The sequence below is a fragment of the Bradyrhizobium sp. NBAIM18 genome (genome assembly GCF_020193825.1).
GTDB lineage: Bacteria > Pseudomonadota > Alphaproteobacteria > Rhizobiales > Xanthobacteraceae > Bradyrhizobium > Bradyrhizobium yuanmingense.
In genome coordinates, this window is sequence record NZ_JADYVO010000002.1 from 568,501 (window position 1) to 581,401 (window position 12,901).

The 12,901-nt window shown below is 63.9% G+C and carries 13 protein-coding genes; 5 read left to right on the forward strand and 8 right to left on the reverse strand.

The window, feature by feature from the left end; genetic code table 11:
* Positions 1 to 126 precede the first annotated feature (126 nt).
* From I6F17_RS06820 to I6F17_RS06830, 3 genes are all read left to right on the forward strand, one after another.
* A complete protein-coding gene (locus I6F17_RS06820) occupies positions 127 to 708 on the forward strand; it encodes a TRAP transporter small permease subunit (protein ID WP_225129655.1) in 582 nt (193 codons plus the stop codon).
* A 27-nt stretch (positions 709 to 735) separates the two neighbouring features.
* Positions 736 to 2,391 carry a TRAP transporter large permease subunit gene (locus tag I6F17_RS06825; protein WP_036001569.1) on the forward strand — a complete coding sequence of 552 codons (1,656 nt, stop codon included), beginning with the start codon at positions 736 to 738 and terminating at the stop codon, positions 2,389 to 2,391.
* A 269-nt stretch (positions 2,392 to 2,660) separates the two neighbouring features.
* On the forward strand, positions 2,661 to 3,950 hold the full coding sequence (locus I6F17_RS06830) for a M20/M25/M40 family metallo-hydrolase (protein WP_225129653.1): 1,290 nt from the start codon (positions 2,661 to 2,663) through the stop codon (positions 3,948 to 3,950).
* Between the two features lie 90 nt (positions 3,951 to 4,040).
* Here I6F17_RS06830 and I6F17_RS06835 read toward each other — a convergent pair whose 3' ends face one another.
* From I6F17_RS06835 to I6F17_RS06850, 4 genes are all read right to left on the reverse strand, one after another.
* A complete protein-coding gene (locus tag I6F17_RS06835) occupies positions 4,041 to 4,337 on the reverse strand; it encodes a type II toxin-antitoxin system RelE/ParE family toxin (RefSeq protein WP_036034500.1) in 297 nt (98 codons plus the stop codon).
* Positions 4,327 to 4,602: a type II toxin-antitoxin system ParD family antitoxin gene (locus I6F17_RS06840; RefSeq protein ID WP_036022224.1), complete on the reverse strand. Its 276-nt coding sequence runs from the start codon at positions 4,600 to 4,602 to the stop codon at positions 4,327 to 4,329. Before I6F17_RS06840 ends, I6F17_RS06835 begins: the two co-directional genes overlap by 11 nt.
* Positions 4,603 to 4,700: 98 nt before the next feature.
* On the reverse strand, positions 4,701 to 5,990 hold the full coding sequence (locus I6F17_RS06845; RefSeq protein WP_225129709.1) for an ATP-binding protein: 1,290 nt from the start codon (positions 5,988 to 5,990) through the stop codon (positions 4,701 to 4,703).
* A gap of 85 nt (positions 5,991 to 6,075) precedes the next feature.
* Entirely contained in the window at positions 6,076 to 6,750 is a 675-nt protein-coding gene (locus I6F17_RS06850; protein WP_036034504.1) for a response regulator transcription factor, read from the reverse strand.
* 252 nt (positions 6,751 to 7,002) lie between these two features.
* Between I6F17_RS06850 and I6F17_RS06855 the strand changes: the two genes are divergently transcribed.
* Positions 7,003 to 7,212 (forward strand): hypothetical protein, encoded by a 210-nt coding sequence (locus I6F17_RS06855; RefSeq protein WP_036001583.1) that lies wholly within the window; start codon positions 7,003 to 7,005, stop codon positions 7,210 to 7,212.
* Positions 7,213 to 7,650: 438 nt separating this feature from the next.
* On the opposite strand, the gene I6F17_RS06860 is transcribed toward I6F17_RS06855, so the two are convergent.
* The 4 genes from I6F17_RS06860 to I6F17_RS06875 all read right to left on the reverse strand — a co-directional run bounded on the left by I6F17_RS06860 (position 7,651) and on the right by I6F17_RS06875 (position 11,816).
* Positions 7,651 to 8,739 (reverse strand): TRAP transporter substrate-binding protein, encoded by a 1,089-nt coding sequence (locus I6F17_RS06860; RefSeq protein ID WP_036001586.1) that lies wholly within the window; start codon positions 8,737 to 8,739, stop codon positions 7,651 to 7,653.
* A gap of 155 nt (positions 8,740 to 8,894) precedes the next feature.
* Positions 8,895 to 9,983 (reverse strand): TRAP transporter substrate-binding protein, encoded by a 1,089-nt coding sequence (locus I6F17_RS06865; protein WP_225125873.1) that lies wholly within the window; start codon positions 9,981 to 9,983, stop codon positions 8,895 to 8,897.
* 205 nt (positions 9,984 to 10,188) lie between these two features.
* Positions 10,189 to 11,325: an Mrp/NBP35 family ATP-binding protein gene (locus I6F17_RS06870; protein WP_225129651.1), complete on the reverse strand. Its 1,137-nt coding sequence runs from the start codon at positions 11,323 to 11,325 to the stop codon at positions 10,189 to 10,191.
* Positions 11,326 to 11,378: 53 nt separating this feature from the next.
* A complete protein-coding gene (locus I6F17_RS06875; RefSeq protein ID WP_225129649.1) occupies positions 11,379 to 11,816 on the reverse strand; it encodes a VOC family protein in 438 nt (145 codons plus the stop codon).
* A 181-nt stretch (positions 11,817 to 11,997) separates the two neighbouring features.
* On the opposite strand from I6F17_RS06875, the gene I6F17_RS06880 reads away from it, so the two are divergent.
* A complete protein-coding gene (locus I6F17_RS06880; protein WP_225129647.1) occupies positions 11,998 to 12,870 on the forward strand; it encodes an NAD(P)-dependent oxidoreductase in 873 nt (290 codons plus the stop codon).
* Positions 12,871 to 12,901: the final 31 nt, after the last annotated feature.

Consider the following 12,901-nt stretch of genomic DNA (forward strand, 5'->3'; position numbering starts at 1 on the left):
TTCCGATTGACTGGCGGCACGCCCGCTGGTTTGGTGCGGCGGCCTCATGCCTGCGCGGCGAGATAAGCCACGCGCCATCTCGGCGCAGTCAAGACGGCCGGGGCACAATCGGGGGAGGACCTATCGTTGCAAGCGCTCCTTAAGTTGAGCAGCAGAATCGACGCGTTCACGCGCTGGACCGGCAAGCGTATTGCGTGGCTAATCGTGCTCGCCGTGATCATCTCGGCAGTCAACGCGATCATCCGCAAGACGTTCGACACCTCGTCCAATTCGTGGCTCGAGCTGCAATGGGTGCTGTTCAGCATCGTCTTCCTGCTCTGTTCGCCCTGGACGCTGCTCGACAATGAGCACATCCGCATCGACATCGTAAGCAACACGATGCCCAAGAAGGCGCGCAACGTCATCGACATCGTCGGTCACGTGTTCTTCCTCATTCCGATCTGCATCGTCATGATCGTCACGGGCGTGCCGTTCTTCCTGCGCTCCTTCCAGATCAACGAGCAATCCGGCAATGCCGGCGGCCTGCCGCAATGGCCCGCCAAAGCCCTGATCATGGTGGGGTTCGCCTTCCTTCTGGTCCAAGGCATTTCCGAGCTGATCAAGCGGATCGCGGTGATGCGCGGCTTGATACCGGACCCGCACGAATCGCAGGTGTCGGCGCTCGAAGCGGAAGTCGAGCATCTCGTTGAAGCGATCGAGAAGAAGTAGCCGTTGGCGACGGTGTAGGGGGAATCCATGACCGCATTCATCATCGCCAATATGGCGCCCATCATGTTCGTATCGCTGGTCGTCATGCTGCTGCTCGGCTATCCGGCGGCATTCTCGCTCGGCGCCGTTGGCCTGTTCTTCGCCATCATCGGCGTCGAGCTCGGCCAGTTTCACCCCGACTTCCTCCAGGCCTTGCCGGAGCGCGTCTATGGCGTGATGAACAACGACACGCTGCTCGCGATCCCCTTCTTCACCTTCATGGGATTGGTGCTGGAGCGGTCGGGCATGGCCGAGGACCTGCTCGACACGATCGGCCAGCTGTTCGGCACGATCCGCGGCGGCCTCGCCTATGCCGTGATCTTCGTCGGCGCGCTGCTCGCTGCGACCACCGGCGTGGTCGCGGCGTCCGTGATCTCGATGGGCCTGATCTCGCTGCCGATCATGCTGCGCTATGGCTATGATCGCCGCGTGGCCGCCGGCGTCATCGCCGCCTCCGGCACGCTCGCGCAAATCATTCCGCCCTCCCTCGTCCTGATCGTGATGGCCGACCAGCTCGGCAAGTCCGTCGGCGACATGTACGAAGGCGCCTTCATCCCGGGCCTCGTGCTTGCCGCCCTCTACGCCGGATACGCTTTCCTCGTCAGCATGATCTGGCCGAAGGCGACGCCCGGCCTGCCGAAGGACGCCATCGGCTTCCGCGAAGAGAACGGCGATCGCGGCCTTGTATCGCTCGGTGTGCTGTTCCTCGCGAGCTGCGCATTCGGATGGCTCATGATGCGCAATTCCAGCACTCGTGGCGCCGATTACGTGGTGCTCAGCATGTTCTACGGCATCATCTTCGCATTCGCCGTCGCCGTGCTGAACTGGGTGGTGGATAAGCTGACCGGATTCCGTTTCCTCTCGAAGATGGCGCAGCAGACCACCTTCGTGATGGTGCCGCCGCTGTTCCTGATCTTCCTGGTGCTGGGCACGATCTTCATCGGCATCGCCACGCCGACCGAAGGCGGTGCGATGGGTGCCGCCGGCGCCCTCATTCTCGGTGCCGTGAAGCGGCGGCTGAGCTGGGACCTGATCCGGCAGGCCACGGAATCGACCGCCAAGCTGTCGGCCTTCGTCGTGTTCATCCTGGTCGGCGCCCGCATCTTTTCGCTCACCTTTTACGGGGTCAACGGTCACGTCTGGGTCGAGCACCTGCTCACATCGCTGCCGGGCGGCCAGATCGGCTTCCTGATCTTCGTCAACGCGCTCGTATTCGTACTGGCCTTCTTCCTCGACTTCTTCGAGCTGGCCTTCATCGTGATCCCGCTACTGGGACCGGCCGCCGAGAAGCTCGGCATCGACCTGATCTGGTTCGGCGTCATTCTCGGCGTCAATATGCAGACCTCGTTCATGCACCCGCCGTTCGGATTCGCGCTGTTCTATCTCCGGTCCGTCGCGCCGAAGGAGCGATACACCGATCGGGTCACTGGCAAGCGGATGGACCCCGTCACCACCGGCCAGATCTATTGGGGTGCGGTGCCCTTCGTCGTCATCCAGATCATCATGGTCGGCCTCGTGATCGCGTTCCCGTCGATGGTGATGCACTACAAGGGCGTGCAGACGAACATCGATCCCAGCACGATCAAGATCGAGGTGCCGCAGATCGAGCTGCCTCCGCTGGATCTCGGCCCTCCGCAGAAGTAGTGCGACAACTGGTTCTAGCAGCGAGCGCCCACACCCTCTTCCCTTCTCCCCTTGTGGGAGAAGGTGGCGCGAACGCAGTTCGCGCCGGATGAGGGGTTTCTCTCCGCGCATTTTACTCGCCGTCGGACTCGCGGAGACAACCCCTCACCCGGCTTCGCTATCGCGAAGCCGCCCTCTCCCACCAGGGGAGAGGGTGCAGCACGGCCGCGTGACAAGCGCCGCGAACACAGGCATATCGGCTCCTTCTTCAACCGAAGGACTGTCCGCTCATGCCCCGATCGCACCTCGCTTCCACGTTCTTTGGAACGTTGATCGCCTCACTCTGGCTGGCATCTGCCGCAACGCTGGTGCACGCCGAGCCGGTCGCCAACGTCCATGCGCTGGCGCAGAAGGAACAGCAGCCGCTGCTCGACACGCTGCGCGATCTCGTCAACATCGAATCCGGCAGCAAGGACATCGAAGGCCTGAACCAGATCGCCGAGCGCATTGCCGGTCAGCTCAAGCAACTCGGCGGCACGGTGGAGATCCTGCAGCCGACTGACATCTATCGCCTCGACGACACCCCCGAAAAGATCGGGCCGGCCGTACACGCCGTGTTCAAGGGCACGGGGTCCAAGAAGATCATGCTGATTGCCCACATGGACACGGTGTACCTGAAGGGCATGCTGAAGGACCAGCCGTTCCGCATCGACGGCGACAAGGCCTACGGGCTCGGCATTGCCGACGACAAGCAGGGCATCGCGCTCATTCTCCATACCGTAGCATTGCTGCAGAAGCTGAACTTCAGGGATTACGGCACGCTCACAGTGCTCATGAACGGCGACGAGGAGATCTCCTCGCCCGGCTGGCGCAGCACCATCACCAAGCTCGCATCGGATCAGGACGTGGTGTTCTCGTTCGAAGGCGGCGGCACCGACGGCACGCTGCGCCTCGCCACCAGCGGCATCGGCTCGGCCTATCTTACCGTGCATGGCAAGTCGTCACATGCCGGCGCACGGCCCGAAGGCGGCGTGAATGCGCTGTACGAGCTCTCGCACCAGGTGCTGCAGATGAAGGACTTGTCCAAGCCCGAGCAGGGCCTGAAGCTGAATTGGACGGTGTCCAAGTCCGGAACCAACCGCAATGTGATCCCTGCCGAGGCGACGGCCCAGGCCGACGCGCGCGCCCTCAAGGTGTCCGACTTCGACGAGTTGCAGAAGGCGCTGCAGGACAAGATCAAGAATCGCCTGCTGCCCGATTCCAGAGTCGAGCTGAAGTTCGAGGTGCGGCGCCCGCCGCTCGAACCCAGTGAGGCCTCGCGCCGGGTGGCGGCCTATGGCAAGACGATCTATGGGGAGATCGGACTATCCCTCAAGGTCGACGAGAAGGCCATCGGCGGCGGCACCGACGCGGCTTTCGCCGCGCTGCAATCCAAAGGAGCCGTGGTGGAAGGCATGGGCCTGTCGGCCTTCGGCGCGCACTCCAACGATGCCGAATATGTGCAGGTGGGCAGCATCGTGCCGCGGCTGTATCTGACGACACGCATGATCATGGACCTGTCCACCGGCAAGCTGAAATAGCGGCTCGGTCGCCGCGTTTCACTTTCAGGCTTGCCGCCCTCCACGGCGAACGAGACCGAGCGAAGCTGTTCCGTCAGGAACAGGAAGCGTTCAGAGATCGTCTTCGAAATGACGTCCGGCATATGCGATTGTGACGATCTCGACCTCTGTCTTCAGGACACGGAACGCGATCGTCACGCGCCGCTCGAATCCGACGGTACGCAGACCTGGAAGAAGATCGTCGCGACTGGTCCCACGTTTGGGAAAGGTGGCGAGAGCCATGCATGCCTTCTCGATACGGTCGATATAGCCGCCTGCAATTCGGTAGCCGGCACGTTCTGCGATGTACTCGTAAAGGCCGACCAGATCGGCCTCCGCCTCCGGTCGGAATACGACCTTAAGTGCCACGCTTGGCTGCCTTCACGTTTCTGGCGTGACGAGTCCGCAGGCGCTTGAAAACGTCGCTCGCAGCAACGCTTGGGCGGGGATCCTGGACCGAAGCTTGGACCTTGGCGGCCAGATATTCGTCAAGCGCGGCATCCTGACGATCGAGGGCGCGGAGGGCCGAGCGCATGACTTCGCTGGCAGAGGCATATTCGCCTGACTTCAGGCGGGCTTCCAGGCTCGCGCGCTGCGGGCCAAGAGTCACGGTGATCGGCTTGCTGGTCCGCATGTGGTTCCCCTTCAGTGCTCTACAACGCAAGATATGACAGTGTCATACATACCTCAAGCGCCATCCGGGCCTCCCTGCTCCGCGCACGAGGTGCATTGTCATTGCCGGGCCAGTTCCTCCCCCATCGTGACCTTGTCCGCCAGCCGAAACCGCAGCGTGAACTCCGCACCGCCGCCGGGGAGGTTCTGCACCGCGACCGTGGCGGCGTGATCGTCCGCTACGGCGCGCACGATCGAGAGTCCCAGCCCCGCACCGTCGCTGCGCCGGCGGTCGGCGCGCCAGAAGCGCTGGAAGATCAGCTCGCGCTCAGCCTCCGCGATCCCCGGGCCGGAATCGCGCACCCGCACCGAACCGTCCTCCCCCACCTCGACCTCGACGGTGGTGCCCTCCGCCGTGAACTTGATGGCGTTTTCGGCAAGATTGAACACCGCGCGCTGCAGCATCTCCGAATTGCCGTGGATCAGGACCGGTGCGTCGGTGCCCTTCAGCGCGATGTCCTTGCGTTGCGCGATCGCGAACGGGGCGATCGAGCCGACCACCTCGGCACAGACGGCGCGCAAATCCGCGGCCTCGCGGGGATCGAGCACCAGGGTGTCGAGCTCGGCGATCTCAAGCAGCTGGGCGACGATCCGGCTCATGGCCTCGATGTCGGCATGCAGCGCCTGCCGTTCGGCGCCGTCGCCGAGCGTCTCGATCCGCGTGCGCAGGATCGCCAGCGGCGTGCGCAATTGATGCGCGGCATCCGCCGTGAACTGCCGCTGCACGCGAAAGCCGGCCTCGAGGCGGTCGAGCGCCTGGTTCACGGCGGTGACCAGCGGCACGATCTCGCGCGGAATCTGCTCGGTCGGCAGGCGAATGTCGGTGCGTGCAGGGCCGATGTTGCTGGCCTCCTGGGAGGCCTTCCACAACGGCGCGATCGCGCGGCGGAAGATGATGATGTCGATGGCAAGCAGGACCAGGAGGATCGGGACGGTGATCCACCCGACCCGCCGAAAAAAGTTCGAGACGATATCGTCGATGATGACGTCCCGGTGGGCCAGATCCTCGGCAACCTGGATGCGCACCGTCTTGCCGGCAACGTCTCGCGTGACGCTGGCGCCGGAGACGGTGTCGGAGAAACGGGAGGGCGCCGTCGCGGCGGAACGCCGGTGCGAGGAGAACAGCAACCTTCCGTCGGCATCGCGAATGTCGAACTGGTAGCGGCCGTAGGCGTCCGAATAAAGCCCCTTGAGGCTGTCGGGCAGGTTGAAGGTCAACGTGCCGTCCGGCTGCGCGACGATGCGCTCCGCCAGCACCTCGGCCTGCGCGCGCATGGCATCGCGATGCAGCTGGTCGATCTCGGAGTTGAGCAGCCAGAACAACACCAGCGGCAGGAAGATCGCGACCATCGCGACCGCGACGATGTGCAGAAACACGATGCGCGAGATCAGCGATTTGAAGGTCAGCGATCCGGCACGGCCCGCGGCGGGCACGCTATTTCTCCTCGGTCATGAGATAGCCGACGCCACGGATCGTATGGATCACGACCTTGGCGCCGTGCTCGGTCAGCTGCTTGCGCAACCGCGACACGTAGACCTCGACCGCGTTGGAGGCGACCTCGCCGTCGAGGCCGAAGATGTGGTCCTCGACGTTCTTCTTCGGTACCACCCGCCCCTGCCGGCGCAGCAGGATCTCGAGCACCGAGGTCTCGCGCGCGGAGATGATCCGCGGCTGGTCGTCGACGAAGATCTGCCGGCTCTCGGTGTCGTAGACGAGGTTGGCGAGAGTGAGCGAGCGGCCGAGCAACTGGCCGGGGCGGCGCAGGATGGCCTCCAGCCGTGCCACCAGCTCCTCCATCGCAAACGGTTTTGCCAGATAATCATCGGCGCCGCTGCGCAGGCCGGTGACGCGGTCCTGCAAGCCGCCGCGCGCAGTCAGCACCAAGACCGGCAGCGGCTCCATCTGGTGACGCAACTCGCGCAGCACCGACAGGCCGTCGGCATCGGGCAGACCGAGGTCGAGGATCATCGCGGCATAGCTGACGCTGTTCACCGCCTCGCGCGCCTCGGCCGCGCTGCCCACGATGTCGCTCTCATAGCCGGCTGCGGCCAGCCCACCGGCCACGAGCCGCGACAGCTCGGCATTGTCCTCGACGATCAGAAGCCGCATCGCATATCCGCTGGACGTTCCTGATACCGCACCGCTCCCGCCGCATCTGCGCTCTTTTCCAGCATTCGGGGCGCCGCGGCCAGCGAAAAAGCGCCGAATAGCCTCTCCTTGTCAGGTCGGTGTAAGCCAGCGCTGCGCATGAACCCGGTCATCGACCACATGATCATCGCCGGCCGAAGATTGACCCACGGAACATTCGTTTTGGCGTGTCGTTAAATCCAAGCGCTCAGGATGAGCGCCTGGAGGAGCCCGATGTCGTATTTTCCATCTGGCGAAGACCAAGCCTTCCGCATTTGCAAGGTGCTCGCCGACGTCTTCTGCGCGATCCTGCTCGGCACCTTTTCGATCGTGTTCTTCGGCTGGATCGGCGGAATTGTCGCCTTCGTCATTCTCGAAGCTGCCCTGCTCGGGCTCGACTGGCTCATGCCAAGCGCAAGAGACGCAGCAGGCGTCGTTCGCTAGCCGCGCTTCCGATGCTCGGCAGCCGACCGATGGTCCGCCTCTGGCGGCAAATAAGCTCGGCTGCTACGACTCAGCTTGCCCCAACGCGCGGACCTTTCCATTACGACGCGCGCCGGCACTAACGGAAAAGGACACCGACCAGGCCTTGCGCAGCGCTCTTTGAATTTCATCGGGATCGAAGCGCATCGGGGGCATCGTTCAACGCCACGATTTCGGATCGGGCGATGATGCACGTCTACCACTGTTTTGCCCGACGGGTCAAAAATTTCGGTAATTTCGCAATCGCTCGTGGTAACGAAGTCAAGTCATTGATATCGCTGCCCCGGTCTACTGTGCATGGGGTTGTTTTCGATGTTTTGGTTGGACGCCCTCCCAACAGCAGCGACAACGCCCCGGAGTCTTTCGCTCCGGGGCGTGCCGCATTCGATCGGGACGCGATCAGCTCTGCGAGCGCCGCGCCATGAAGATGTCGTAGCCGACCTCGGCCACCTGGAACCAGGAATAGCCGTCGCTCGTGAACTTGGCGAGCGAGTCGTTCACCTTCTTGAAGTTCGGATTGGTCGCAGCGACTTCGGCGTGCAGCTCCTTGGCCGCCTTGTAGCAGGCATCCATGATCGCGGGCGAGAAGGCGTGCAGCTTGGTGCCGCCCGCGAGCAGCTTCCTCAGCGCCAGCGGATTGGCGTTGTCGTAGCGCGCCATCATGTAATTGTTGGCGTAGTGGCCGGCCTGCTCCAGCACGCTCTGGTAATATTTCGGCAGCGCGTTCCACTTGTCGAGGTTGACGAAAGCCATCAGCATCGGACCGCCTTCCCACCAGCCGGGGTAGTAGTAGTGCGGCGCGATCTTGTAGAAGCCGAGCTTCTCGTCGTCATAAGGCCCGACCCATTCGGCGGCGTCGATCGTGCCCTTCTCCAGCGCCGGATAGATGTCACCGCCGGCGAGCTGCTGCGGCACCACGCCGAGCTTCTGGAGCACGCGGCCGGTGAAGCCGCCGATGCGGAACTTCATGCCTTTGAGATCGTCGGGCGTGTTGACCTCTTTCCTGAACCAGCCGCCCATCTGGCAGCCGGTGTTGCCCGCGAGCAGCGAGACGACGTTGTAGCTCTTGTAGAACTCGTTGAGCACGTCGCGGCCGCCGCCCAGCATGTACCAGGCCTGGTTGATGCGCATGTTGGGACCGAACGGCACGGCCGAGCCGAAGGTGAAGGTCGGGTCCTTGCCGAAATAATAATAGGACGCGGTGTGGCCGATCTCGCAGGTGCCGTTCTGCACGGCGTCGAGCACCTGCAGGCCCGGCACGATTTCGCCGGCCGCGAAGATCTGGATCTGGAATTTGTTGTCGGTCGCCTCGGCAACCATCTTGCACATCATCTCGGCGCCGCCAAACAGCGTGTCGAGCGATTTCGGCCAGCTCGTCGGCATGCGCCATTTGATTTCCGGCATCGACTGCGCGATCGCGGGAGCCGCGAGCGTGGCGGCGCCGGCCGCACCAAGTCCTGTGACCTTGATGAAGTCTCTTCTCTTCATGATTTCCTACCCTGATGGATCTAATTGTGGAGCCTTCTTTGCGAGGCTTGCCGACAGAATGGAGCATCACGGGACCGAATGCCATCCCGATCGCAAAGAAAAAGCCCGGCCTCCTGGGGAGGCCGGGCTAGTGGTCTTACGACCTAAGCCGTAGATCAGCCGCGGGTGCGCGAGCGGATCATGAAGCTATCGTAGGTATATTCGGCAACCTGCCACCACAGATATTCGTCGGAGCGGTAGGCCTGCATGGCTTCGATCGACTTCTTGAAGTCGGCGTTCTTGCCGGAGACCTCGGCCCACAGCTCGTTGGTCGCCTTGAGGCAGGCTTCCAGCACCTCGTTGGTGAATGGACGCAGCTGGGTGCCGCCGGCGACCAGGCGCTTCAGCGCCGCCGGGTTCTGCATGTCGTAGCGCGCAGCCATCCAGCTGTTGGCGTTCGCCGTCGCGTTGGTGAGGATCGCCTGGTAGTTCTTCGGCAGCGCATTGAACTTTTCCAGGTTGGCGAAGGCGTGGACGGTCGGACCGCCCTCCCAGAAGCCGGGGTAGTAGTAGTACTTGGCGACCTTGGCGAAGCCGAGCTTCTCGTCATCGTAGGGGCCGACCCACTCGGCGGCGTCGATCGTGCCCTTCTCCAGCGCGGGATAAATGTCGCCGCCGGCGAGCTGCTGCGGCACCACGCCGACCTTCTGCAGCACCTGGCCGGCGATGCCGCCGATGCGCATCTTGAGGCCGGAGAGGTCGGCAACGGTCTTGATCTCCTTGCGGAACCAGCCGCCCATCTGGGTACCGGTGTTGCCGCATGGGAAGCCGATCACGTTCGACTTCTTGAAGAACTCGTTGGCGAGCTCGTTGCCGCCGCCCTGATAGAGCCACGAATTCTGCTGGCGCGCGTTGAGGCCGAACGGCACCGAGGCGAAGATCGCGAAGGTGGGGTCCTTGCCGACATAATAGTACGAGACGGTGTGGCACATATCGACCGTGCCGTTCGAGGTCGCATCGAGCGCCTGGAGGCCGGGGACGATTTCGCCGGCGGCGAACACCTGAATCTGGAACTTGTTGTCAGTCATCTCGGCGACGTACTTCGCCACCTGCTCGGCGCCGCCATAGATGGTGTCGAGCGACTTCGGGAAGCTCGAAGTCAGGCGCCACTTCACCTCGGGCGAGGACTGTGCGATCGCCGGCGAGGCCACCGCGGTCGCCGCCGCGCCTGCTGCCGACACTTTGAGAAAATCACGACGCTTCATCTTCAGGTCTCTCCTTGCTGGGGCGTTTCCCCTTGACTTCTCTTCTTGCCGCCGCTCGTTCCGGCGACGCGTTGAGGTCGCGTCGAACCGAAGGGGCTTGACTGCGGGGGGCCTTTAACACGGCCAGCCCGGTTTCGGAACGCGACAATGGCATGACGGGGCTCTACGAAAGTCGCATGTCCCCGGAGCTTGCCGCGGCGACCGGTCAGGCCGCCGCAATGACGCCCTTGAGTTGGTCCCGGACTTGGCCGGCAATGGCGCGGTAGATCGCCGCATGAGGGCCGTCCGGCTCGCTGTCGACCACGGGATTGCCGGCATCCGAGGTGGCGCGAATCGCCATGTGCAGGGGGATCTCGCCCAGGAATGGGACGCCGAGCTTCTCGGCCTCGTGCCGCGCCCCGCCATGGCCGAAAATATCCGACTTGGTGCCGCAATGCGGACATTGGAAGTAGCTCATATTCTCGACGATGCCGAGCACGGGCACGTTGACCTTCTTGAACATGGCAAGCCCCCGCCGCGCATCGATCAGGGACAGGTCCTGCGGGGTCGAGACGATCACGGCGCCCTTGAGCGGCACGTTCTGCGCCAGCGTGAGCTGGGCATCGCCGGTGCCCGGCGGCATGTCGACGACCAGCACGTCGAGCTTGCCCCATTCGACGTCGCGCAGCATCTGCGTCACCGCCGACATCACCATCGGGCCGCGCCAGATCATCGCGGTCTCCTCCTCGACCAGGAAGCCGATCGACATGATGGCGAGCCCGAAGCGCCGAAGCGGAATCATCTTGCGCTCGTCGTTCAGCTCCGGCTTGTCGCGCAGGCCCGTCAGGCGCGGCACCGAGGGGCCGTAGATGTCGGCATCGAGCAACCCGACCTTGAGGCCGAGGTCGCGCAGGCCGAGCGCCAGATTGAGCGCCGTGGTCGACTTTCCGACGCCGCCCTTGCCGGAGGCGACCGCGATCACGGCGGCAACGCCGGGAATTTCCGATTGCCGCGCCATCGGCGACCCCCCGCCCTGCGGCGGCTTGTGGGCATGGGCCGGCTGCACGCCGGGCGCGCCGCGGCTCGGCTGCGGGGGTGGCGGCGGCGCGGAGCCCGGCTTGCGCTCGGCGGTCAGCGCCACCATGACGGTGGTGACACCGGGAATGCTGCGCACGGCGGCTTCCGCTTCGGCTCGGACGGATTCCCAGGCCCTTGCCTCGGCGGCGTCGACATTGATCGAGAAGAATACCTTGCCGTCGGAGGCGCTGATCGCGCTCAGCACATTGGCATGGGGGAGCGCGACCCCACCGGGCGACTGGACCCTGGCGAGGCTATCGAGAACCTGTTGCTGCGTCACGCTCAAAGCGCATCTCCTGCAGTTGAGGATGCCCCATTAGAGCGGAAACGCCCAAAAGGCTACTGTCTGCCGCTATCGTCCGCCTTTTCGGCCGGCGCCGCCCCCTGCTCCAGGGCAGCCTCGTAGTTCAGCTCGATCATGACCCCGTTGGGGTCGTGGACGAAGATCTGCCAGAGATCGCCACCGGGCACCTGGCGGGCCTCGAACTTGATCTTCTTTGACGCCAGCCGCTGTTTCATACCGTCAAAGCCGCGACTGGCGAAGGCGACATGGTGGACAACGCCGGAATCCGGCTTTTGTGGCTCGTCGGTCGGGGAAATGTCGACGAGGTGAACCACCGGCCTGCCCTCGCTGTACATCCAGGCGCCCGGGAAGGCGAAGTTCGGCCGCGCGCCTTTTTCCAGACCCAGCACGTCTTCGTAGAAGCGGACGGTCTCGGCCAGATTCCGGGTCCGGATGTTGAAATGATCGAGGACGCCCACGCTCACGCCGCCCATGCTCTCGCTCCCTTGTTTTGAAGCCCTTGGGTTGCCACCCTAGCACGGCGGGCCGCCAAACGAAGCCGTTGCCCTCTGGCCTCAAGGGTTTATGGTGCGCCTCCGGTCCGCCCCACCGCGGAACCCAGGCATCCCTCGCTTGGCAAGAACCGTAAACCCGAACTACGGACAAGGTACCACTATGGCTAAAGTCGCTTTCCTCGGTCTTGGCGTGATGGGCTTCCCCATGGCCGGACACCTCGTGAAAAAAGGGGGCCATGAGGTCACCGTCTACAACCGCACCGCGGCGAAGGCGAAGGAATGGGCGGACAAGTTCGGCGGCAAGACCGCGCCGACCCCGAAGGCCGCCGCCGAGGGTCAGGATTTCGTGATGTGCTGCGTCGGGAACGACAACGATCTGCGCGCGGTCACGATCGGCCCCGACGGCGCCTTCGCCGGCATGAAGAAGGGTGCGACCTTCGTCGACCACACCACTGCCTCCGCCGAGGTCGCCCGTGAGCTCGACGCAGCCGCCGCCCAGGCCGGTTTCAAATTCGTCGACGCCCCCGTCTCCGGCGGCCAAGCCGGAGCAGAGAACGGCGTGCTGACGGTGATGTGCGGGGGTACGCAGGACGCCTATTCCGGGGCCGAGCCGATCATCACGGGCGCCTATGCGCGGATGTGCAAGCTGCTCGGGCCCGCCGGAAGCGGCCAGCTGACCAAAATGGTCAACCAGATTTGCATCGCCGGTCTGGTGCAGGGCCTCTCCGAAGGCATCCATTTCGCCAAGAAGAGCGGCCTGGACGTCGCCGCTGTGATCGAGACCATCTCGAAAGGGGCCGCCCAGTCCTGGCAAATGGAGAACCGCTACAAGACCATGAACGAGGACAAGTACGATTTCGGCTTCGCGGTCGAATGGATGCGCAAGGACCTCTCGATCGCGCTCGCCGAAGCCCGTCGCAACGGTGCCAATCTGCCGGTGACCGCGCTCGTCGATCAGTTCTATTCCGAGGTCGAGAAGATGGGCGGCAAGCGCTGGGATACGTCGAGCCTGCTCGCACGCCTGCAACGCTGACGCTCTGTTGCGGCCTGGTTCGGCGTAGCCG

Coding starts and splice junctions, on each gene's coding strand:
- I6F17_RS06860 (WP_036001586.1), bottom strand. CDS start 8,739: ATGAAGAGAAGAGACTTCATCAAGGTCACAGGACTTGGTGCGGCCGGC.
- I6F17_RS06855 (WP_036001583.1), top strand. CDS start 7,003: ATGTCGTATTTTCCATCTGGCGAAGACCAAGCCTTCCGCATTTGCAAG.
- I6F17_RS06875 (WP_225129649.1), bottom strand. CDS start 11,816: ATGGGCGGCGTGAGCGTGGGCGTCCTCGATCATTTCAACATCCGGACC.
- I6F17_RS06830 (WP_225129653.1), top strand. CDS start 2,661: ATGCCCCGATCGCACCTCGCTTCCACGTTCTTTGGAACGTTGATCGCC.
- I6F17_RS06850 (WP_036034504.1), bottom strand. CDS start 6,750: ATGCGGCTTCTGATCGTCGAGGACAATGCCGAGCTGTCGCGGCTCGTG.
- I6F17_RS06840 (WP_036022224.1), bottom strand. CDS start 4,602: ATGCGGACCAGCAAGCCGATCACCGTGACTCTTGGCCCGCAGCGCGCG.
- I6F17_RS06865 (WP_225125873.1), bottom strand. CDS start 9,983: ATGAAGCGTCGTGATTTTCTCAAAGTGTCGGCAGCAGGCGCGGCGGCG.
- I6F17_RS06845 (WP_225129709.1), bottom strand. CDS start 5,990: ATGGTCGCGATCTTCCTGCCGCTGGTGTTGTTCTGGCTGCTCAACTCC.
- I6F17_RS06880 (WP_225129647.1), top strand. CDS start 11,998: ATGGCTAAAGTCGCTTTCCTCGGTCTTGGCGTGATGGGCTTCCCCATG.
- I6F17_RS06825 (WP_036001569.1), top strand. CDS start 736: ATGACCGCATTCATCATCGCCAATATGGCGCCCATCATGTTCGTATCG.